A 22,477-nucleotide genomic window follows, 5' to 3' on the forward strand; every position below is an offset into this window, starting at 1 on the left:
CTAAATGTATGACTTATATAGATACTGTCATTGTTTTATAAGTCATTGCTGCATTATTAGACCAATATCGCTGATATGATAATATGAAATAAGTCTCCATAAGAGCTCATCATGTGTTTAAAACGAACCATGAGTTTTGGGGTAGATTATGTCAGTATTTACAACGATGCATACAACAGTTGCTGAGGAAGTACTCATTCCTCAACTGGGAATTCATGCATTTCATCAAGCTTTTGAATCAGTACATTCGGTCTGAGAATATCAGTTCAGCATTATTGTCGGAAACCCCAATTGTTCAACAGAAAATCATGCAATTTGAAGCATCTGATATTGATTCATATCTCGCAGCAAGCATTATCGATTTAGTTCGATTTGAATTTCTAGCGATGAAGATTAGTTTTAGCTTTAAAACGGTGATGTCTCATGAAATCCAAGTTGATTTTTTAAAATAAGCCCAGCAAAAAGGATTTCAAACATATTTATATAATGTTGCAACAGTCGATCCAGAGATCAATATTGGTCGTATACATTATCGTGTTCAAACAGGCGCTCATATGGTTCCTGAGCTGAAAATTCGTGAGCAGTATTATCGAAGTTTAGATTTGTTGATGCATGCTGTTGAATACAGTGATCGCTGTTTCATATTTGCTCATTCTAATGAAGGTCAAAGAGCATTATTTATGGCGGAAATACAATCTGCTAAACAGCACAAACTCAATCTTGAACTTAATGCAATACCCAACTTGGGTTATAGATTGGTTTGTAGAGAACGTCTTATTAGAATTTACACAGATTAATTCGATTTTTTTGATCAAATTGAAGGGTTAAATCAAAATGGCACGTTAAGTGCCATAATTTCGTGTCAGACTAATTTGAATTTAATTAGAACTTAAGATAGATGACATTCGTAAATTTTCTATCAATTTCTCTGCTTTGAATGTACCCGTTAAACGTGAGTTTCGAATTTCTTGACCTTGTAGATCAAAAAATAAAAGTGTGGGAGGACCTAAGATTTCGTGTTGTTTTAAAATGAGATCTTGTGATTTGTTTTGCACTGATAAATCTAGTTTAATCAAATAGTAGCCTTTTAAAGCCTTTTGTACGTCAACACGAGGGAAGACCTCGTTTTCAATCGGTTGGCAAGCAACACACCAATCTGCATAGACATCCACAACGGCAATTTTATTTAAACTTTGAGCATCTGCAAGCGCATGATCCAATTCGAGTTGTGTGGTCACTTTCTTCCAAGGATGTAAAGTTGATTCTACACGTTCGATTTTAGCGAGCTCTAAACCTTGCATGATATTGGTATAAGAAAAATATAAAGCGAGCAGACCTATAAGGGCAATAAATAACCGTGGTGCAAGTTTGTGAGTTTTTAAAATGATATGAATGATATAGATAAAGGCGAACAGTGAAATCAGTGCTACAGCATAGTAGTAGATGTTGGCGTTAAGCATCGGGCGTATAAAGTAAGCCGCAAGTCCCAGCATTAAAAATCCAAAGAGAATTTTTAAATGATTCATCCATTCACCCGGTTTAGGCAAGAGTTTAGAACCAAAAACGCAAGCAATAAAGAGAGGGAAACCAATTCCTAAACCAAGGATAAATAGATATACACCACCCATCGATGCATCATTACTTTGCGAAACAAAAAGGAGTGCGCCTGCCAGTGGCGCACTCATACATGGACCAACAATCAGTGCTGAAAGTGCTCCCATTGCCATCGTACCAATCAACGTTCCTGTTTTTTGTTGATCTTGAAAGTGATTTAGACGATTTACCCATGATTGAGGTAAACTTAACTGAAATAATCCAAATAAGCTCAATGCAAATAAAACAAATAAGCCCGCAAAAAAAGAAATGACCCCAGGACTTTGAAACCAGCGTTGAAAACTATAGCCTATTTCAGCTACAAAGATACCCATCAGTCCATAAACAGCTGCCATACTGATGATGAAACTAGATGCAATAGTCGCTGCTCGGAACCCAGATTGTCTTTGAATAATCAGAGAGGAAATAATGGGAATAAGGGGTAAAGAGCAAGGCAAGAAAGCCAGCAATATCCCTAAGCCAAAAAAGATAAAGAGATTGAGCCAGATTGAATCTGCTGAAAGTAAACTAAAAAAAGATTGATCATCATTCCATTGTAATGACGTTGTGCTGCTTAATTCATTTTCAGATTGAGGATTTTGATCTGCTTGCTGAATATCTTGAGTGACATTACTTTGTTTTAAAATATCGTTTGGATTGCTAATGCGAGTATTTTTAATCGCATCAACTTGTAGGTTGGAGTTTGCTTGTTCAATTAAACTGTCAGCTTTATTGTTCTGGTTAAAACTGTTTTGACTAAATGCATCTTTGTTTATGCTGAGTTGTGGAATCAAACCATCTTGGTCTGTATTGATGCTTTGAGATTGTAAGGGGTAGCACAATCCATCTTGTGAGCAACCTTGCCACGTAATTTTATATTGAGTATTGGGCTTGACCTTTATTTGAGTCGAAACTTGATTGTAATGAACTTCAGTAATTCCAAAGGTTGGATCATCTTTTTTTTCACCTTTAGGAAGTTGAAACTCCACGCTTTGCCCTGACGCGCTAATTTTGAATTGATCATGATACAAATAGTAATGCGGTTGAATGTTCCATTTAAGTTGAACTTGATCTGTCGCAGTCGATTCGGCTGAAAATTTAAAGGCTTGGTCTGCAGCAAGGAATTCAGAATTTGCGAATGTCAGGGAACTGGCACTTAGCATTAATGCTAAACCGAGTGAATAAGTTGTTCGCAAATCCAATACCCTACAAGATGAGTGATGTGATTATTATTGACGATTCAACAGAGGAAGTGAAGTCATTCTAATTTCTAAGTAGTATTGAGCTGAAACAGACTTGATTACAATGATGTCAGTTAAAGCTTTTAATACATAATAGCGATTAAAAAATAATCTATTTAAATTTCTTAAGATGTTTAGTAGTCTGATAAGCACTTAATATAGGGAAGATTTAGGCCTATAAATAGAATTAGGTCAATATAATGGTTGACGAACTAATCGTTTTTCTGTATAAATGTACTTATTGATGCGGGATGGAGCAGTCTGGTAGCTCGTCGGGCTCATAACCCGAAGGTCGTTGGTTCAAATCCAGCTCCCGCTACCAATCATTAAAACAGCAATTCTGTAAAATGATTGGATGTATTTAAGTAAAGTAATTGATCAGTATAGTTTGTCTAAAGCGTAAATTGATGTGAAAGTGGCTTCCAAGTGGATGGTCATTCTAATGAAAATTATAGTTGCAGTGTTGTTAAGCTAAATCGTTAAACAAAAAGATAAATTTAAATATCCTCTCTAAATATTGATCTTAAATCTTTAATTCATTGTTTGTTATAAATTCTAATTTTGGAATTTGTATTGTCGTATATTATTGGTGTAAATGTTGAATAAATTTGAAAATGTAATTGCAAAATCTGTAAATGGTAGTGAAATTTTAGTATCGTTGGTTCCATCAAAAAAAATGCAAAGTACCCGTGAAGGGTTTGAGTGGGTTGAAGTGGGTAAAAAAGTATTACTTCAATCTGGTATCGAAATTGATTTGAACTTAGATGGCCGTAGTTTTTATACTGGCGTTCACGAAATGTTCCGTTTAGAGTCTAGAGTGTGTTAATTAAACACAATTTAGTATCCTTAAAAAAATAAAAAAACCGCCAAATTTGGCGGTTTTTTGTATTTCCAACTTTATAGTTATTGGGTTATTTATTTAATTGAATCATTTAAGTTTTAGAACAAAGCTTTAAAACACGGGAGGCGTATACGTTAATGTACGTCCAAGGATCCACAATAAGAACAATACCAATGGAATATGGAAAACCAATTGGGTTACTGTAAATCCAATTACATCTTTTGCTTTGAGTTTAAGTATCCCCAACATGGGTAACATGAAGAATGGGTTAATTAAATTGGGAAGAGCTTCTGCTGCATTATAAATCTGTACAGACCAACCCAGATGGACTTTTAAATCATGGGCTGCTTGCATGACATAAGGCGCTTCAATAATCCATTTACCACCACCTGATGGAATAAAGAAACCTAAAATGGCAGAATAAATGCCCATCACAATCGCAAACGTTTCTTTTGAAGCGATTGATACAAAGAACTCAGCAATATAATGTGAAAGTGAAAGATCAGCACTGTTCATGGCATTGGTCATGATAAATGCAATACTGCCGTACAGTGGAAATTGAATCAAAACACCTGAAACTGCAGGAACGGCTTTCGATACAGCATTTAAGAAATTGCGTGGGGTACCATGCAGCGCAATACCCAACATGAGGAAAATGAAGTTGTAAGTGTTCAAACTGGAAATCACAATAATGGGATTACTTTTGCCAAATTCATTGAACATCCAGAGCAAACCCAAGACTACAATCAATATGCTTAAAATGGGGGAATTTTCTAACCATTCTCCAGGTCTTTTCTTGGTTTCAGTCTGATCAGCAATGGGTTTATCTTCATCCAATTCAATATCAAATTGATCCATGGTTTTGATGCTATTGCCTTTAGGCGCAGACCAGTAACAGATCGCAATAGAGGCAATAATCAAAACAGCGGTCATGATCATGGATTGAGGGAGGAAAATGGTTTCCGTAAATGGAATCACACCCGAGAGATTATAGATTGGCTCAGGAAGGCTTGCTTTATTGGCTTGAAGTTGTGCTGCTGACGAGCTAATACCAAGCGCCCAAGTCGCCCCCATCCCAATAATCGCAGCCGCTGCGGCAGCACGATAATCCATATTCAGTTCTTTGCGTTTAGCCAACGCAATCACAAGCAGTGCAGTCAATACCGTACTCATCGCCCAGTTAATCAGCGAAATCAGTAAACTGACCGTCGCAACCAAGACAATAGCATTTCGTCCAGAGTTCGGAATTTGCGCCATCTTTTGAATAAGCATTTCGACAGGTTTTGAAACAGAGACCACATAACCCACGATAATCAACATACACATTTGCATGGTGAATGGGATTAAGCTCCAGAAACCGTTGCCAAAGGAGTTCGCAACATCTTGAACAGGAGCACCAATCCCAATGGCGGCAACTGCAACGATGACTACGCCAAGTAGCGCAAAGATATAAGAGTCTGGAAACCATTTTTCAGCCCAGTTACTGACACTCAGTGCAAATCGTTGCAGTATATTTTGAGAATTATCCATAATTCCGTCCTTATTTTAGTGTTGGCTTTTCCTTAATGAACTTTTTCCTTACTTCATTTTTTTAAATAGATTTTTAAAATGGCTTTCGTAAATTAATTTTTTGATTAAAGTGAGCCCGAAATGTTGTATGGAAAGAATTCAAATCAAAATTTCAGGCTAAAAATACGACGAGCTATGTCATATTGATCTGTCAACACATTAAGCTTGGATTAAATGCACACCAGTCACTTTTTGAATTTCATCAAAAGTGACATCTTTAGCGAGTTCAACCAATTTGACACCTTGAGCTGTAATATCAAGTACGCCTAAATCGGTAATGACGCGATGAACCACGCCTTTACCTGTCAGTGGTAGAGCACATTTGTCTACAATTTTAGGCGTGCCATCTTTCGCACAGTGTTCCATCAATACCACGACTTTTTGCACACCTGCCACCAAGTCCATTGCACCGCCCATACCTTTGACTTTTTTACCCGGAATCATCCAGTTGGCAAGATCACCTGTTTTCGATACTTCCATTGCCCCTAAAATTGCAATATTGACATGACCCCCACGGATCATGGCAAATGAGTCTGCACTTGAGAAAAATGAAGCTCCTTTTCGTGCGGTCACCGTTTGCTTGCCTGCATTAATTAAATCTGCATCCACTGTGTCAGCCGTTGGAAATTCACCAATGCCCAATAAGCCATTTTCAGATTGAAGCCAAACATTGATATGTTCAGGAATATAGTTCGCGACAAGAGTAGGCAGACCAATCCCTAGATTGACATAAAACCCATCTTCAAGCTCTAAAGCTGCGCGCTGCGCCATTTCATTGCGTGTCCAAGCCATGGTTTAAGCCTCCGCCTTTAAAGTCATTTGTTCGATACTTTTTTCAGGTTGAGCATTCAACACAATGCGATTGATGTAGATGCCAGGTAAATGAATGGCATCTGGATCTAATTCACCGATTTCAACAATTTCTTCCACTTCAGCAATACTGATTTTGCCTGCCATCGCGCAGACTGGATTGAAGTTTTGAGCGGTTTTACGGAAAATTAAATTTCCTGCTTTATCGGCTTTGTAGGCTTTGACTAACGCGACGTCGGCAGTCAGAGATTCTTCTAAAATATATTCTTTGCCGTTAAATTCACGGACTTCTTTACCTTCAGCAACAAGTGTTCCGACACCTGTTTGAGTAAAGAAAGCAGGGATGCCCGCACCACCTGCACGAAGTTTCTCTGCCAATGTGCCTTGTGGGGTCAGTTCGACTTCAAGCTCACCATTTAAAAACTGGCGTTCAAATTCTTTATTTTCACCGACATAAGAGGCGATCATTTTTTTTATTTGTTTGGTTTCAAGCAAAAGACCTAGTCCGAAACCATCAACCCCAGCATTATTAGAAATACAGGTAAGATCCTTTGCACCCGTGTCTTTTAAGGCTGAGATTAAGGCTTCAGGAATCCCGCACAAACCAAAGCCTCCAACGGCTAAAGTGTGTCCGTCATGAACAATGCCTTTGAGTGCTGCCTCAGCAGATTCATATACTTTATTGGTCATTAAACACCTCATTCTCAATCATTGAGTACATTTTGAGTTTTAGCCAAATACCTTTTCAGCATTCGGTGTTGATTTAGATTTTTAAAATTTTAAGCGCATCGTGTTTGCCAATAGGCATTGGCATAGTTAGACGGATTTTGACGCTTTAATACGTGGCTTACATTTTGAGAAGCCTGCATCAGTGCATCTACATCAATGCCAGTTTCAAAGCCCATTTTTGAAAGTAGATAGAATAAATCCTCAGTGGAGACATTGCCTGAAGCACCTTTGGCATAGGGGCAACCGCCCAGACCTGCAATGGATGAATCAAAGGTTCGAATGCCTTGGGTCAAAGATTGGTAAATATTGGCAATGGCCATGCCGTAGGTATTATGGAAATGACCCGCTAAAAATTGTGCGTTTATCTGTTCAAGACATGCATTCCAAACTTTTTCAACTCGATCAGGCATAGCTGTACCAATGGTTTCACCCAAAGACACTTCATAACAACCCATATCCAATAATCGTTTCGCCACATAAGCGACTTTTTCAGGCTCGATTGCACCTTCATAAGGGCAATCTACGATGCAAGAGACATAGCCACGCACTTTGATGTTATTGGCTTTGGCTAAAGTCAAAACATCCGCAAATTTGTCAAAACTTTCATCAATGCTGCAGTTGATATTCTTTCGGGTAAAGCTTTCTGACGCTGCCGTAAAGACTGCAACTTCAGTACAACCCACAGCAAGTGCAGATTCAAAACCTTTTAAATTTGGCGTAAGCAGGCTGAATTGAATTTCAGGATCGTGTGGGAGTTGGCGATACAGCACATCGCTGTCTGCCATTTGAGGAACCCATTTAGCAGAGACACAAGAGCCGACTTCAATATTTTTGAGTCCTGTTTTCATTAAATCTAAAATCAGATTTTTACGGTCATCCAACGTCAATGGCGTCTTTTCATTTTGCAGTCCATCTCGTGGACCAACTTCAACGATTTTGACAACATTGGAAGTATGAGGATCTAAGTTCATGCAACCTCCTCAAGCGCTTGGAATTCGACCAATTCATCACCCGCTTTGACTTGATCACCTTTTTGGAAGTAGGAAGCAACCACCACACCATCAAACGGCGCACGAATGGCATATTCCATTTTCATGGCTTCAAGAGTAAGTAAAACGTCATCTTTTTTTACGCTTTGATTGGCGGTCACAAAGACTTGGGTAATCGCTCCTGGCATTGGCGCTTTCAGATTACCTTCAGAACCTGCTGAATCTTCAGCGCTGAAATTATTTTTAATGTAATGAAATGCATAAGTTTTACCATTTTGGAAAATGGTTAAAGCATCTTGAGACTGACTAAATGCCAATTTATGCTTCTTGCCTTGCAACTCAACCACAACTAAATTTTTATTGAGTATTTCACCACTCAACTCAATCTGTTCACCATTTATCTCAGCAGTAAAACGAGGCTGACCCAAAGTTCCATGATTTGAAGTTAATCGAACAATGAGCTGTTGATCTGCCAATTTAAACTTGATTGGGTAGCTACTTTTTACATTGCTACGCCAAAGCGGATCTGCTTGCCATACTGGATTATTGGCTACTTTGTTTTGGCTAGAACGGAGTAATAATTCAGTCAATGCCGCTGATGCAATGAGTTCATTTGAGGTGTGTTGTACTGTCTTAAATAAATAATCTTCTTCACGCTGAATCAGATTGGTATCCAAATTGGCATGAGTAAATGATTCACTGCCAACCAAACGATCTAAGAAGGCAATGTTGTTGCCTAAACCTTCGACATGGAATTGACTGAGCGCATTGTGCATTTGTACCAAAGCCGCTTCACGGTTTTCACCCCAAACGATCAATTTTGCGATCATCGGGTCATAGAACGTGGTGATTTCGTCACCCTCAACAATACCGCTATCAACACGTACAAAATCATTTTGAGTTGGGTAGTGTAGATAGTTGATTTGTCCTATCGCAGGCATAAAACCTTTTTCGGGTTCTTCTGCATAGACACGTGCTTCAAGCGCATGACCATGAATTTGGAGCTCATGTTGTTGCTTCGGTAATGGCTCACCAAAAGCGACACGAAGTTGCCATTCCACCAAGTCTTGTCCTGTGATCATTTCAGTCACAGGATGTTCAACTTGAAGACGCGTATTCATTTCCATGAAGTAAGCTGTACCATCTTGCTCAACGATGAATTCAACTGTTCCTGCACCGACATAATCGACAGCACGTGCAGCATTGATCGCAGCTTCACGCATGGCTTCAAGTTTTGCTTCCTGCATTTTTGGCGCAGGTGCTTCTTCTAAAACCTTTTGATGACGGCGCTGAACTGAACAATCACGCTCAAATAAATGTACATAATTGCCATGTTGATCACCAAAGACTTGCACTTCAATATGACGTGGATTCACCACATAACGTTCAATCAGCACATCATCATTACCAAAGCTTGATTTTGCCTCAGATTTACAGGACGCCAATGCACTTAAGAAATCTTCACTACAGTCTACTAAACGCATTCCTTTACCACCGCCACCGGCAGAGGCTTTAATCAACACAGGGTAGCCAATGCTATCAGCTTGCTGTTTTAAAAAGTCAGCATCTTGGTTGTTGCCGTGATAACCCGGTGTTAACGGGACACCCGCTTTTTCCATGAGTGTTTTAGAGGTGGCTTTTAGACCCATCGCTAAAATCGCTGCGACTGGAGGCCCGATAAAAGTAATGTTATTTTTTTCGCAAGCTTCAGCGAATTTGTCATTTTCAGATAAAAAGCCATAACCTGGGTGAATCGCTTCCGCGCCAGTATCGAGTGCCGCTTGAATAATACGATCTGCTTGTAAATAACTTTGTGCAGCAGGAGATTCACCGATATAAATCGCTTCATCAGCCAGTTTGACATGTTGTGAATGGGCATCTGCATCTGAATACACGGCAACGGTTGCAATGCCGAGTTTTTTTGCACTGCGAATGACACGACAAGCAATTTCACCTCGGTTCGCAATTAAAATTTTATTAAACATAATCAATATCCTTATTCTTTTTTGATGCTGTTATACCGCATATACCGCAGTCTTGATCCAATCTGGACTTTGCTTATTTAAAAATGCAGTCAATCCATTCTTTGCTTCAGCACCTTGACGGACATGTGCAATGTGTTGTGCTGTTTCTAGCAATAATGCTTCAGTTAATTCTTGTTGATCAACCAATTGAATGAGTTGTTTGGAGGATGCTTGTGCTTCAGGACCACCGAGTAATAAAGCTTGGACAATTTCATTCACTTTTAGATCTAAATCTTCATTTGAGCTGATCTCATGCACCAAGCCAATGTTTTGAGCTTGTTCGGCATTAATCCGTTCAGCAGTGAGGAAATAACGTGAAGCTTGACGTGCACCAATCGCACGAATCACATAAGGGCTAATGGTTGATGGGGCTAAACCCAAACGAACTTCTGAAGTTGCAAATTGAGCATCAACACTTGCCACACAAATATCGCAGGCTGAAGCCAATCCCATGCCACCACCAAAAGCGATGCCGTGCACACGGGCAATCGTGGGTTGCTTTAAAGTGGCTAAACTTTGCAACATTTTGGCCAGTTTTAAGGCATCGGCTTCATTGTCTGCTTTAGAGGCTTGACCTGCTTGTTTCATCCAATTCAGGTCTGCACCCGCAGAGAAACTTTTACCACGTCCCGCCAAAATCACCACACGAACATCATCTCGTGCATTGAGTGTGGTAAAACAATTATTAAGCTCTTCAATCACCTGCGTATTAAAAGCATTGTGTAGTTCAGCACGATTGAGCCAGACGGTAACCACTTGATCTTTTTGTTCGAGTTCTAAATATTGATAGCGCATCTTTTTCTCCAATTCTTGATGTTCATGTTGGGTGTTTACATGCGGAACACGCCAAACTTGGTGGGTTGAATTGGCGCATTCATTGCAGCCGCTAAACTTAAGCCCAAAACATGACGAGACTCGGCTGGATCAATCACACCGTCATCCCACAGGCGAGAAGAGGCATAATACGGATGACCTTGTTTTTCAAATTGATCTCGAAACGGCTGTTTAAATTGATCTTCTTGTTCCGCAGACCATGCTTCACCACGCGCTTCAATTTGATCACGTTTTAACGTCGACAATACGCTTGCCGCTTGCTCACCACCCATCACAGAAATTCTGGAATTCGGCCAAGTCCACAGGAATCGAGGAGAGTAGGCACGGCCACACATGCCATAGTTACCTGCACCAAATGAACCACCGACCACCAAGGTCAATTTAGGGACATTGGCAGTCGCAACCGCCATCACCAGCTTGGCACCATTTTTGGCGATACCTTCATTTTCATACTGACGACCGACCATGAAACCGGTGATATTTTGGATAAAAATCAGCGGAATATTGCGTTGGGTACACAGTTCAATAAAGTGCGCGCCTTTTTGTGCAGATTCCGAAAATAGAATACCGTTATTGGCAATAATCCCAACAGGCATGCCGTAGAGCGTGGCAAAACCGGTAATTAAGGTGGTGCCGAAACGGGCTTTAAATTCATCTAAACGCGAGCCATCCACAATCCGGGCAATGACTTCACGAATATCAAAAGGTTTACGTGCATCACTTGGAATCACGCCATACAACTCTTTAGGGTCATAAAGCGGTTCTTCAATGGCTTGTAGTGGCGGATTCGCTTTGATGTTGAGGTTCTTTACAATATTACGAGCGATTGCAATCGCATGTTCATCATTTTCAGCCAAATGATCTGCAACCCCAGACAGGCGGGTATGGACATCACCGCCACCCAAATCTTCAGAACTGACCACTTCACCCGTTGCAGCTTTCACCAGTGGTGGACCACCTAAGAAAATCGTCCCTTGGTTACGCACAATAATGGTTTCATCTGACATCGCAGGAACATAGGCACCACCTGCGGTACAAGACCCCATGACCACCGCAATTTGTGCAATGCCTTGGCTTGACATACGTGCTTGGTTATAGAAAATGCGTCCAAAATGATCACGGTCAGGGAAAACTTCATCTTGCATGGGCAAGAACGCACCACCTGAATCAACCAGATAAATACACGGTAAATGATTTTGTTCAGCGATTTCTTGCGCCCGTAAATGCTTTTTCACTGTAAGTGGATAATAAGTTCCACCTTTCACAGTGGCATCGTTGGCAACAATCATACAGGTCACACCCTGCACTTGACCGATACCTGCAACAACGCCAGCAGCAGGCACATCGTCCGCATAAACCTGATAAGCCGCCAATTGACCAATCTCCAAAAATGCAGTCCCTGCATCGATGAGTTGGTCAATACGTTCACGTGGCAACAACTTGCCTCGATCTAAGTGCTTTTGACGGGCCTTTTCACCGCCGCCTAAAGCAATGGTTTGTGCCTTTTGTTTTAAATCATCTACTAACGCAAGCATTGCAGCTTGGTTGATTTTGAAATCTTCTGATCGAACATTGATTTTGCTTTGAATTTCGTTCATGAATCACGTCCCTGTATATTTTTATTTCACGCTATCTTCTACTAATACTTCATTCATCATTATTTGGTTTCATTAAACAATTCACGACCGATCAACATACGGCGAATCTCAGACGTACCTGCACCAATCTCGTAGAGTTTTGCATCACGCCATAAACGACCGGTGTCATAGTCATTGATATAACCATTCCCACCCAAGGTTTGAATCGCTTCACCTGCCATCCAAGTGGCTTTTTCAGCAGAGTAGAGGATGGCACTGGCTGCATCTTTACGTAAACCACGGTCATGATCGGCTTTGTCACAAGCTGCACCAACAGCGTAAACCAGCGCTTTACTTGCAAGCCAAGTTGAATACATATCTGCAATTTTGCCTTGCATGAGTTGAAACTCACCTAAGCATTGACCAAACTGTTTACGTTCGTGAATGTAAGGAATCACTGCATCTAAGCAAGCATCCATAATACCGAGCGGGCCACCACTGAGTACGGCACGTTCGTAGTCCAAACCACTCATGAGGACTTTAGTACCATTGCCAACACCACCCATCACGTTTTCTTTTGGCACTTTGACATTGTCAAAGAACAAAGGATAAGTGTTCGAACCCCGCATACCCAGTTTGTCTAAGTGGCTACCATGGCTAAAACCTTCCATATCTTTCTCAATCAAGAATGCAGTCATGCCTTTTGCACCCGCATTTAGATCTGTTTTGGCATAAACGACCAGTACATCAGCATCACCACCATTGGTGATCCACATTTTCGAACCATTTAAAATAAAATGATCACCTTGATCTTCTGCTTTAAGTTTCATGCTGACGACATCAGAGCCTGCATTCGGTTCAGACATGGCGAGTGCACCGACGTATTCACCAGAAATCAGTTTAGGTAAGTATTTCTGTTTTTGTGCTTCTGAACCATTACGGTTGATTTGGTTAATACATAAATTTGAATGTGCGCCATACGATAGGCCAATAGAAGCCGAAGCACGCGAGATTTCTTGCATCACAATGATGTGCGCAAGATAGCCCATATTGATGCCGCCGTATTCTTCACTGACGGTGAGCCCCATGAGTCCCATATCACCCAACTTTTTCCATAAATGAGCAGGGAATAGATTGTCTTTATCTACTTGAGCGGCAATTGGTGCAATTTCTTTAGCACAAAAGGCAGCGACTGAATCACGCAGTGCAATTAAAGTTTCATCCAGTCCAAAGTCGATGCTATGTAAATTCATATTTTCATCCTAAAAATTTTATTTCTTATTTCATTAAAAGCAATTTCACTTTGCTTTAAACATACAATACCTATATTTTATAAAAAAGTGAATTAAAATTCACAAAATGATTTATAATTCATTTTAGTTGATTAGGTACACGATTATGAGCTATAAAAGATCATCTTTAATGCAAGAAAGAATGATGCAGAACAGGCAATCCATATTGCAGTCTGCGCGTGATCTGATTGCAATTGGTGGTTTCAAAGAAGCGCAAGTTCAGGCTATTGCTGAGAAATCAGGGGTTTCAAGTGGTTTGGTTTATCGCTATTTTGAAAATAAAAATCAGATTTTGATTGAAGTATTGTCGAATGCAATTATGCGTGAGATTGATATTTTAAACACCATTGCAAAAAGTCAACTCGGTAGTACAGAGAAGTTGCAAAAAGCGGTTCAAACCTTCGTGAAGCGTGCTTTGAATAGTCCTCAGTTATCGTATTCACTGATGTTTGAACCGATTGATGCAGTGTTAGAACATGAACGTTTTCGTAGTAAGCAAATGATCAAGGAATCAATCAAAGAGATTCTTGCTGAAGGGAAAGCGAATGGTGACTTTGTGTTTGAAGATTTAAATACAGCAGCATTATGTGTCGTTGGTGCAATGACCTTTGTTGTGATTGAACCTTTAAATCCATCTCGCAATGTTATTTTCGATGAACATTACAAAGGTTATTTTGTGAAGCAAATCGTTGATTTTTGTGTAAACGCAGTTCAAATGAAGGGGGAAGTCTAGCTTAGTTGTTTTGCACAAAAGGAAGTGCTTTAAAAATAATTGTAAACAAGTGAAGTATATATAGATCAATTGATTGAACATAGAACGAAAGAATTAAAAATGAATCAAGGAGTAAGATTCAATGACTCAGGTACGACTCAGTTATGCCTATGGCACCAGTCAGCAACCCTTACTGGGGATGACCATAGGCGATAAATTTGATCAAGCATGTCTACAATATGCCGATCAGGATGCGGTAATCAGCGTGCATCAAAATGTACGACTCAGTTATAAACAGTTGCAAGACAAGGTCAATGCATTTGCATGTAGCTTGATAAAACTGGGTTTAAATAAAGGGGATCGCTTAGGGATTTGGTCGCCTAACTGTGTGGAATGGACGATTTCTCAATTTGCTGCATTCAAAGCAGGGATCATTTTAGTCAATCTAAATCCATCCTATAAAAGCAGTGAACTTGAGTTTGTGCTGAATAAAGTCTCCTGTAAGGCACTGATTATTGCATCCAATTTTAAGACCACAGATTATCAAGAAATTCTGACCAAAATTGCGCCTGAAATTAATAATGCCAATGATAAAGTTTTAAATGCTGAAAATTTACCGCATTTAAAATCAGTGATTAAAATTGATGATCAAGAACAAGTCGGTTTTCATCGTTTTTCAGATCTCATGCCTGAACCAACAAACGAACAATTAGCGCAACTTGAAGCCATTGCTGCTGATTTGCAATTTGATGAAACCATCAATATTCAATTCACCTCAGGCACAACAGGTAATCCGAAAGGTACGATGTTGACGCACAACAATATTCTAAACAATGGATACTTTGTGGGTGAGGCGATTCATTTAACACCGCAAGATCGCGTCTGTATTTCTGTACCACTATTCCATTGTTTCGGTATGGTCATGGGGAATTTGGCCTGTATTACGCATGGTTCGACTATGGTTTATCCCGCTGCAGTGTTCAATCCACTGGAGAGTTTAAAAGCCATTGAACAAGAAAAATGTACCGCTGCTTACGGCGTACCGACCATGTTCATTGGAATGCTTGAACATGAGCAGTTTGATCAATTTGATCTAAGCAGTCTTAGAACTGGGATCATGGCGGGGAGTCCGTGTCCTCGTGAAATTATGCAAAGAGTCATAGATCGTATGCACATGCGAGATATTACGATTTGCTATGGTATGACCGAAACCTCTCCTGTGAGTGCACAGAGTTCGACATCGGATTCGTTAGAACAACGTGTCAGTACTGTGGGTCGCGTGCATCCACATATTGAAATTAAAATTGTCGATGAACAAGGTAAAGTTGTTCCGCGTGGAAAACTGGGCGAACTGTGTGTCCGTGGATATTCAGTGATGCTCGGTTACTGGGAAGAAGAGGAAAAAACGCGTGAAGTGGTCGATGTGGCTAAATGGATGCACACGGGTGATATCGCTGAAATGGATGAACATGGCTTTATAAAGATCAAAGGTCGAATTAAAGATGTGGTCATTCGAGGGGGTGAAAACTTGTTCCCCAAAGAAATTGAAGATTTCTTGTATAAGCACCCAGATGTGATGGATGTACAGGTGATTGGTTTACCTGATCGTCGCTACGGCGAAGAGTTATGCGCCTGTATCATTTTACAAGAAGGTCATACTGTCACCGATGAATGCATTCGCAATTACTGCAAAGAGCATATTTCGCATAATAAAGTGCCGCGCTATGTGAGATTCTTTACCGAGTTTCCAATGACAGCTTCTGGTAAAGCGCAAAAATTTAAGCTACAAGAGTTCATGCGAGAAGAGTTAAATCTTCAAGACGAAATGACATAAATCTATTGAGCATAGAAGCATGGAGACACATATCAAATTTCAATGCATTTGGTATGTGTCTGTACTGTGTTCATTTAAAAGATTCTTTTATTTTTCTCTCAATGGCATATATCCATCAAAATTTATGTCATCAATAGTTTAAATTCAGGTTGTTTAAGAGGGATAGATGGCCAAAAACTTTAATCATCCGAAAGTGGTGGAAGCCTATGACGATCATATCCGATGCTTGATTCCGGGTTATGAATTGGTTCATCTGCAAATTAGGTCAATATTAAAAACTCAGCTTTCTATAAGTGCTAAAATTTTGATCGCAGGATGCGGTACAGGCTATGAACTTGAATATTTATTGGAGACCTTTCCAGAAGCGAGTTTTGTCGCCTTCGATCCATCTGAAGAAATGATCAACAAAGCCAAAACACGTTTACAGTCAAATGAGTTAGAAAAAATTGAATTTAGAATTGGCGATTCAAGTGTTTTAGAAAATCATGCGCAGCAATTTGATGTCGCTTTAGCCATTTTAGTCTCGCATTTCTTAAATCCATCTCAAAAGAAGCAGTACTTTAAAGAGATTCAACAGTCCTTAAAACCAAATGGCTTTTTAATGAGTTTTGATCTGATGAAATTTAAAGATCAGGGACACATTCAACACTTAAAATATCTCACTGAAAGTTTGGGACTCAGTGAAAAACAAAGCCAAATCATGGTTGAGCGTTTGGAGGATGATTTTGAATTGATCAGTATCCAAGACATGCAACAACTTTTGAGGAACTGTGGTTTCCATACGACAGAATGTTTTACACAGATTTCAAATTTCTATGGTGTTATTGCTTATCAAAAAGAAGCTTAAGACCTCAAGTCGGTTGGGAGTGCCAGACGATTAGGAATGCAATAAACTTAGCATATAAACATCGGAACATTTTTAGATAAGTATCTCTATTTCTTTATTTTATATATGCAATTCGCATAATTTTATATTGTTTTTTTACAAATGTTTATATATCTAAAATGAAAAAAGATTATGATCAATCCATATGTTTATGAATATAAAAGGGAAGATCATGTCTACAGATCCGCAATTTCCAAGTACAGAAAATCTAGGTATCGCAGTGTATTCAAATAATGCAGAAGCGATTGGTAATACACCTTTGGTTCGTATTAATCGTCTCATTACGGGCGGTGCAACCGTTCTTGCTAAAATTGAAAGTCGTAATCCTGCATTTTCTGTAAAAGACCGTATCGGCGCAGCGTTGATCGCTGATGCTGAAAGAAGTGGAAAACTTAAAAAAGGTATGCACATTGTAGAACCAACAAGTGGTAATACAGGCATTGCGTTGGCTTTTGTTGCTGCGGCGAAAGGCTATGACATTACCTTAACCATGCCTGCAAGTATGAGTATTGAACGCCGTAAAGTGCTTAAAGCCTTAGGTGCAAATCTAGTGTTAACTGAACCCGCGAAAGGCATGAAAGGTGCTGTTGAAGAAGCAGTGCGTTTGGCGACAGAAAACCCTGAACTTTATTACTTGCCACAGCAATTTGAGAACCCTGCTAACCCTAAAATCCATGAAGAAACAACGGGTCCAGAGATCTTTGCTGCAACAGGCGGTCAAGTCGATATCTTGGTTGCGGGAGTTGGTACGGGGGGTACAATTTCAGGGATTTCGCGTTATTTCGAAAAAGTAAAAAATCAGCCGATCCATTCTGTAGCTGTAGAACCAGCAGACTCACCGATTATTGGTCAAACCAAACGTGGTGAAACTTTGACACCTGGACCCCACAAGATTCAAGGCATTGGTGCAAACTTTATTCCAGGCAATCTTGATTTAGACTTGGTGGATGAAGTCATTGCAATTGAAAACCAAGAAGCGATTGATGTTGCACGGTTGTCAGCAACACAAGAAGGTATATTTGTCGGGATTTCAAGCGGAGCTGCTCTTGCTGCTGCTAAAAAATTAGCAGAACGTCCTGAAAATGCAGGTAAAACAATTGTGGTGATTTTACCTGATGCGGGAGAGCGCTATTTATCTTCGGTTCTATTTGAAGATATTTCAGCTGAGTAAAATAAAGAAATAAATAAAACCGACTCATATGAGTCGGTTTTTTTATAATTTTTGAGTATTTCTAAAATCATTGTAAAAGCATTATTAGATCAAAGTGGAGCTGAACATTTAAGAAGAATTCTTTTAGCAACCTCTGATGCTCATGGTTTATATCGTAAATTTGATTTTAACAATTTAGAAAGACCTGAAGATTTTTTGGAAATTAACAGACCAAAAATATATCAGCAAAAAACCTAATACGCTTCCAATGAAAATAAATAATAGACATTGGACGAATAAGAAATCCCTAACACAAAACAGTTAGGGATTTTAGCCTTGATTAAAATTTATCTTCCATAAGCACAGAACCAAAGTCTTCACGTAGTTTACGCTTTAACATTTTTCCAGTACCACTGAGTGGAATCGCATCCACAAAAATCACCTTATCAGGCGTTTGCCATTTGGCGATTTTATCGCTGTAGTATTCAATCAATTGATCTTCAGTAATCCGACTATCAGGGGCTTTGACAGCAATCAGCACTGGGCGCTCATCCCACTTAGGATGATCCGCTGCAATCGCGGCAGCCATGGCAATATCAGGGTGACCCATTGCAATGTTTTCAAGTTCAACCGATGAAATCCATTCGCCCCCAGATTTGATTAAATCTTTTGCACGATCACTGATGTGCAGATAGCCATCTTCATCCATACTGGCAATATCACCCGTATCAAACCAACCATCTGAAGTTAAACTTGATTCTGATTGACCAAAGTAACGTTCAATCACCCAGTGACCTTTCACTTGCAGATTTCCTATGGTTTCCCCATCATGCGGTAGGGTATTGGTTCCATTTTCTTCATCAACCAAACGAATACTTACACCATAAGGTGGTCGACCTTGAGACAGTCGGAGTTTAGAGCGCTCATCTTCGCTTAAATTTTTGTGTTTTGCTTTTAATTGGTTGGCTGTGCCAAGTGGACTCATTTCGGTCATGCCCCAAGCATGAATGGTTTCACAGCCATAAACATCTTTAAATGTTTTGAGCATTGTCGGCGGGCAAGCAGAACCACCTATCACATTACGTTTTAATGTCGTGAGCGGACTATTCAGTTTCTTCGCAGAAGCTAACAGCGCTTGCCAAATAGTTGGTACACCCAGTGCCACGGAGACTTGGTAATCATCTATGAGTTTAACCAAGCTATCACCATCTAAACCTGGTCCAGGTAAAATCATGGTGCAACCAATCATTGCAGCAGCATAAGGTGTTCCCCATGCATGTACATGGAACATAGGAACCACAGGTAAAATCACGTCTTGTGCTGATAAATTTAGTGAATCAGGCAAGCTTGCAGCCAGTGTATGTAGAATCGTTGAGCGATGAGTGTAGAGTGCGCCTTTAGGGTTGCCTGTCGTACCTGATGTATAGCAAAGTGAGCTCGCTGTGGTTTCATCAAATTCAGGCCAATCATACTCAGAGCTATGTTCGCTGATAAGATCATCATAGAAAATAACTTCAGGCAACGCTGTTTTAACCGCTTCATCATAGGCATCTAAACAGATAAAAGATTGTACCAACGGAATATGCGCTTTAATGCCTGTGATTAAGGGTAAAAAAGTCTTATCAAAAATGATCGCTTTGTCTTTGGCATCATTAATAATGAAAATGAGCTGTTCAGGAAAGAGCCGAGGGTTGATGGTGTGACAAATCAAACCACTCCCTGAAATAGCATACCACGATTCAATATGACGATGGTTATTCCATGCCAATGTTGCAACGCAATCGCCGTGAGATAATTTCAAGGCAGATAAAGCTTTGGCGCCACGTTTTGCATTATCAGAAATATTTCGCCAGTTGGTTTCAAACATTGAACCATCTGTATTTTTAGAAATGACCGCAGTGTCGGGATGATAAGTTGCAGCATGTTCTAATAGACTGCTCACTAAAAGGGGCTGGAACATCATTCTGCCGTGCATTTATTTCTCCTTGATGTTTTATATTTCGAGGTCATGCTGACTTCATTTTTTGTAATAAATCGAGATTTTTTAAAATTAAAAATTTAGTTTGAAAATGTACTCATGATGAGTTCAGTGTTTTAAATGAATACACTAAATATAAGTTTGAGTAAAGGTTTATGCTCATTCACCGATGCTCAACATTAACAAATATTAATTCAATTCTAGAAGAGTCATTAAGCTGTGACTAAAGACTTTAACAGTTGCTTAATGGATACAGCTGCTTTACGTTCAGGGATATATACACCAGCAGTTTTTAAGTCTGAAACAAGCTCGGCTCTGAAATCGTTATAGTCCACTTCAGCAGCATGACGCTGTCCACCTTCAAAATTATAATGTGGATTGTTAATTTCATTTTCAATTGCTTGCTGCATGTTTTTAGGGCGTTTATATTTTCCTAAAATTTCTTGGCAAGCGAGATTGGCTTGATGATCCGAAGCTGGCCATATACAGCCCAGCGGTTGAAATAAGCCAATGAAATAAAGATTGTCATGTTCTGCATGCATCATTTTGCGATAAAGAGGGAGTTTTTCAGCATGTTGGAAATCGATGAAATCTTTGTCGAAGAATGGGAATACCGTCCAAAATCCGGTACAGCAACAAATAATGTCAAATTCTGCTGAACTACCATCAAAAAAATGCACAGTTTTACCCTCCAGCTTTTGAATCGCGGGTTTGGGTTTAATTTTTCCATGACGAATATAGTCAATAAAATCTGAGTTTGCCGTTGGATGTTGTGTCAACATCGGTTTGTCATTTACAGGCAAACCAAAGTCAGCATAATTTCCTGTAAATGCTTTCACCATTTTAGTGAGTAGTCTTTGTCTGGTTTTCGGGGATAATTTTTCAAGTGCTTTGACCAATATGTCAGCCGGGTAGCCGAGCATGAATTTGGGGACAAACCATTGCGGGCTTCGCATCGAGATATAAATGTCTTTAGAAACACGCGCTGATTCAACCGCAACATCGCAGCCTGAGTTTCCAGCGCCAATAACCAAAATTTTCTTGCCACGCCATTCATCATTCACACCCTTAAAATCATGGGAATGCATCCATTTACCCGTAAATTCACCCTTATAACTTGGATACTTAGGCATCCAATGATGCCCATTGGAAACCATCAGATAATCATAGGTTTGCATGTGGTTTTCGCCCTGATTATCGGTGAATTCTACATTCCATTTTCCATCACTGTTTTTTTTGACGTAATCTACAGTATGATGAAATTTGATCTGATCATAGACGCCAAAGTGCTTGGAGTAGTTTTCAAAATACGCTTGTAAATGATCATGACGAGGGTAGTCTGGATAGTCGCTAGGCATTGGATAATCTTCATATTCAGACATGGTACGCGAGCTGATGATGTGCGCGTTTTCATAGACCGAAGAGTGGCCCGTCGCTGAATTAAACACCCAGTTTCCACCAACTTTGTCATTTTTTTCGAAAACATCGTATGAGATCCCATTTTGTTGACAGTTTTTTGCTGCGGTGATGCCTGATGGCCCTGCACCGATAATACATACACGATTCATATTCTGTTCCTTGAATATTTATTTTTATTAAAACCAATTATAGTTGGTTTTATGACTATAATTGATTTATTTTTAATCAGAAAGCTAAAGGAAAGTTTTAAATGCTGTTCGATGAAATCAAGTTGCCTGTACAAAAAAGAAGCAAAGATAGGTTGGAACATGTGATTCAAACTACTGTTCAAATATTAGAAAAAGATGGACTTCATAAATGTACCATTCCCGAAATTGCTATGGCTGCAAAATTACCAAAAATTAATATTTATCAGTATTTTCCAACAGTAAATCATTTGTTCAGTATTATGGTGAAACGATATTTAGAAGCCTTACAAGCCTATGTGTTATTTAAAAATGAAGACTATAAAACGTGGACGACAAAACAGATTACGATTGATTTAATCACCAGAGTGTCTGAATTTTATAATTTGAATAAAGCTGCCAGTATTCTGATTTTAGGTGGTCCTATGCATGTTGATGGCTTTAACTTACAAGAAATGGTGATCGAGCAAATATCTGAGGATCTACATTATATTTTTGAAAATAAGAGTCAACCTGTGATTTTTCAAAACAAGGTGGAAATCACTTATTTAATAGAAATTGTTTTTGCCTTGTTAAAACATAGTTTTTATAAATGTGGCAAAGTCACTCCAGAGATTTTGCAAGAGTCGATCCGATTGAGCCATTTGTATATTAGACCTCTTGCGAAAGTAAAAACTATCCCCATATAAATGTCATGAGATATCAGAAATTAAACCATTTTTCAGATTCTGAATTCAAACGCTTGGTTGGCGTACCTCGGCAAGTTTTTACTGAAATGGTCGAGGTTTTAGCAAAAGCAGAATCACTTAAAAAG

Annotated in this window: 20 protein-coding genes, 1 tRNA gene and 1 pseudogene; 11 read left to right on the forward strand and 11 right to left on the reverse strand. The window is 39.4% G+C overall.

Annotation, left to right across the window (positions count from 1 at the left end; genetic code table 11):
- Positions 1-215 precede the first annotated feature (215 nt).
- Both AC5YD2_RS12990 and AC5YD2_RS12995 read left to right on the forward strand, forming a co-directional pair.
- Positions 216-452: a hypothetical protein gene (locus AC5YD2_RS12990; RefSeq protein ID WP_496126742.1), complete on the forward strand. Its 237-nt coding sequence runs from the start codon at positions 216-218 to the stop codon at positions 450-452.
- A gap of 102 nt (positions 453-554) precedes the next feature.
- Positions 555-797: a hypothetical protein gene (locus tag AC5YD2_RS12995; RefSeq protein ID WP_496126743.1), complete on the forward strand. Its 243-nt coding sequence runs from the start codon at positions 555-557 to the stop codon at positions 795-797.
- Between the two features lie 81 nt (positions 798-878).
- Here the strand turns inward: AC5YD2_RS12995 and dsbD are convergent, their stop codons facing one another.
- Positions 879-2,756 (reverse strand): protein-disulfide reductase DsbD, encoded by a 1,878-nt coding sequence (gene dsbD, locus AC5YD2_RS13000; RefSeq protein WP_496126765.1) that lies wholly within the window; start codon positions 2,754-2,756, stop codon positions 879-881.
- 323 nt (positions 2,757-3,079) lie between these two features.
- Between dsbD and AC5YD2_RS13005 the strand changes: the two genes are divergently transcribed.
- Positions 3,080-3,156: transfer RNA gene (locus AC5YD2_RS13005), tRNA-Met, on the forward strand.
- A gap of 276 nt (positions 3,157-3,432) precedes the next feature.
- Positions 3,433-3,660, forward strand: coding sequence for a hypothetical protein (locus tag AC5YD2_RS13010; protein ID WP_496126744.1), 228 nt, complete (start codon positions 3,433-3,435; stop codon positions 3,658-3,660).
- 126 nt (positions 3,661-3,786) lie between these two features.
- On the opposite strand, the gene AC5YD2_RS13015 is transcribed toward AC5YD2_RS13010, so the two are convergent.
- From AC5YD2_RS13015 to AC5YD2_RS13050, 8 genes are all read right to left on the reverse strand, one after another.
- Entirely contained in the window at positions 3,787-5,205 is a 1,419-nt protein-coding gene (locus tag AC5YD2_RS13015) for a short-chain fatty acid transporter (RefSeq protein ID WP_496126745.1), read from the reverse strand.
- A gap of 198 nt (positions 5,206-5,403) precedes the next feature.
- The gene (locus AC5YD2_RS13020; RefSeq protein WP_496126746.1) at positions 5,404-6,036 is read right to left on the reverse strand and encodes a CoA transferase subunit B; all 633 of its coding nucleotides are present in this window, start codon (positions 6,034-6,036) and stop codon (positions 5,404-5,406) included.
- 3 nt (positions 6,037-6,039) lie between these two features.
- Complete coding sequence (locus AC5YD2_RS13025) at positions 6,040-6,744, reverse strand: CoA transferase subunit A (RefSeq protein ID WP_496126747.1); 705 nt, start codon at positions 6,742-6,744, stop codon at positions 6,040-6,042.
- An 89-nt stretch (positions 6,745-6,833) separates the two neighbouring features.
- Positions 6,834-7,754, reverse strand: coding sequence for a hydroxymethylglutaryl-CoA lyase (locus AC5YD2_RS13030; RefSeq protein WP_496126748.1), 921 nt, complete (start codon positions 7,752-7,754; stop codon positions 6,834-6,836).
- A complete protein-coding gene (locus AC5YD2_RS13035; protein WP_496126749.1) occupies positions 7,751-9,757 on the reverse strand; it encodes an acetyl/propionyl/methylcrotonyl-CoA carboxylase subunit alpha in 2,007 nt (668 codons plus the stop codon). The genes AC5YD2_RS13030 and AC5YD2_RS13035 overlap by 4 nt, the downstream gene beginning before the upstream one ends.
- A gap of 30 nt (positions 9,758-9,787) precedes the next feature.
- Positions 9,788-10,591, reverse strand: a complete 804-nt coding sequence (locus AC5YD2_RS13040; RefSeq protein ID WP_496126750.1) for an enoyl-CoA hydratase/isomerase family protein — start codon at positions 10,589-10,591, stop codon at positions 9,788-9,790.
- 35 nt (positions 10,592-10,626) lie between these two features.
- A complete protein-coding gene (locus tag AC5YD2_RS13045) occupies positions 10,627-12,228 on the reverse strand; it encodes a carboxyl transferase domain-containing protein (protein WP_496126751.1) in 1,602 nt (533 codons plus the stop codon).
- A gap of 59 nt (positions 12,229-12,287) precedes the next feature.
- Positions 12,288-13,460 carry an isovaleryl-CoA dehydrogenase gene (locus tag AC5YD2_RS13050; protein ID WP_496126752.1) on the reverse strand — a complete coding sequence of 391 codons (1,173 nt, stop codon included), beginning with the start codon at positions 13,458-13,460 and terminating at the stop codon, positions 12,288-12,290.
- 145 nt (positions 13,461-13,605) lie between these two features.
- On the opposite strand from AC5YD2_RS13050, the gene AC5YD2_RS13055 reads away from it, so the two are divergent.
- From AC5YD2_RS13055 to AC5YD2_RS13075, 5 genes are all read left to right on the forward strand, one after another.
- Complete coding sequence (locus tag AC5YD2_RS13055) at positions 13,606-14,232, forward strand: TetR/AcrR family transcriptional regulator (RefSeq protein WP_496126753.1); 627 nt, start codon at positions 13,606-13,608, stop codon at positions 14,230-14,232.
- Positions 14,233-14,353: 121 nt separating this feature from the next.
- Positions 14,354-16,045 carry an AMP-binding protein gene (locus tag AC5YD2_RS13060; protein WP_496126754.1) on the forward strand — a complete coding sequence of 564 codons (1,692 nt, stop codon included), beginning with the start codon at positions 14,354-14,356 and terminating at the stop codon, positions 16,043-16,045.
- A 166-nt stretch (positions 16,046-16,211) separates the two neighbouring features.
- Positions 16,212-16,892, forward strand: a complete 681-nt coding sequence (locus AC5YD2_RS13065) for a class I SAM-dependent methyltransferase (protein WP_496126755.1) — start codon at positions 16,212-16,214, stop codon at positions 16,890-16,892.
- Positions 16,893-17,103: 211 nt separating this feature from the next.
- The gene (gene cysK / locus AC5YD2_RS13070; RefSeq protein WP_496126757.1) at positions 17,104-18,102 is read left to right on the forward strand and encodes a cysteine synthase A; all 999 of its coding nucleotides are present in this window, start codon (positions 17,104-17,106) and stop codon (positions 18,100-18,102) included.
- 51 nt (positions 18,103-18,153) lie between these two features.
- Positions 18,154-18,339 carry a hypothetical protein gene (locus AC5YD2_RS13075; protein ID WP_496126758.1) on the forward strand — a complete coding sequence of 62 codons (186 nt, stop codon included), beginning with the start codon at positions 18,154-18,156 and terminating at the stop codon, positions 18,337-18,339.
- Between the two features lie 82 nt (positions 18,340-18,421).
- Here AC5YD2_RS13075 and AC5YD2_RS13080 read toward each other — a convergent pair whose 3' ends face one another.
- Together AC5YD2_RS13080 and AC5YD2_RS13085 are read right to left on the reverse strand one after the other, a co-directional pair.
- Positions 18,422-20,056, reverse strand: a complete 1,635-nt coding sequence (locus AC5YD2_RS13080) for a long-chain-fatty-acid--CoA ligase (RefSeq protein WP_496126759.1) — start codon at positions 20,054-20,056, stop codon at positions 18,422-18,424.
- Between the two features lie 215 nt (positions 20,057-20,271).
- Complete coding sequence (locus tag AC5YD2_RS13085; RefSeq protein ID WP_496126760.1) at positions 20,272-21,627, reverse strand: flavin-containing monooxygenase; 1,356 nt, start codon at positions 21,625-21,627, stop codon at positions 20,272-20,274.
- Positions 21,628-21,728: 101 nt separating this feature from the next.
- Here AC5YD2_RS13085 and AC5YD2_RS13090 point away from each other — a divergent pair, with 101 nt between their 5' ends.
- Both AC5YD2_RS13090 and AC5YD2_RS13095 read left to right on the forward strand, forming a co-directional pair.
- On the forward strand, positions 21,729-22,352 hold the full coding sequence (locus AC5YD2_RS13090) for a TetR/AcrR family transcriptional regulator (protein ID WP_496126761.1): 624 nt from the start codon (positions 21,729-21,731) through the stop codon (positions 22,350-22,352).
- A gap of 5 nt (positions 22,353-22,357) precedes the next feature.
- Positions 22,358-22,477: pseudogene (locus AC5YD2_RS13095) on the forward strand (IS5/IS1182 family transposase); the annotation flags it as partial.

Source organism: Acinetobacter sp. CY73, from assembly GCF_059515865.1.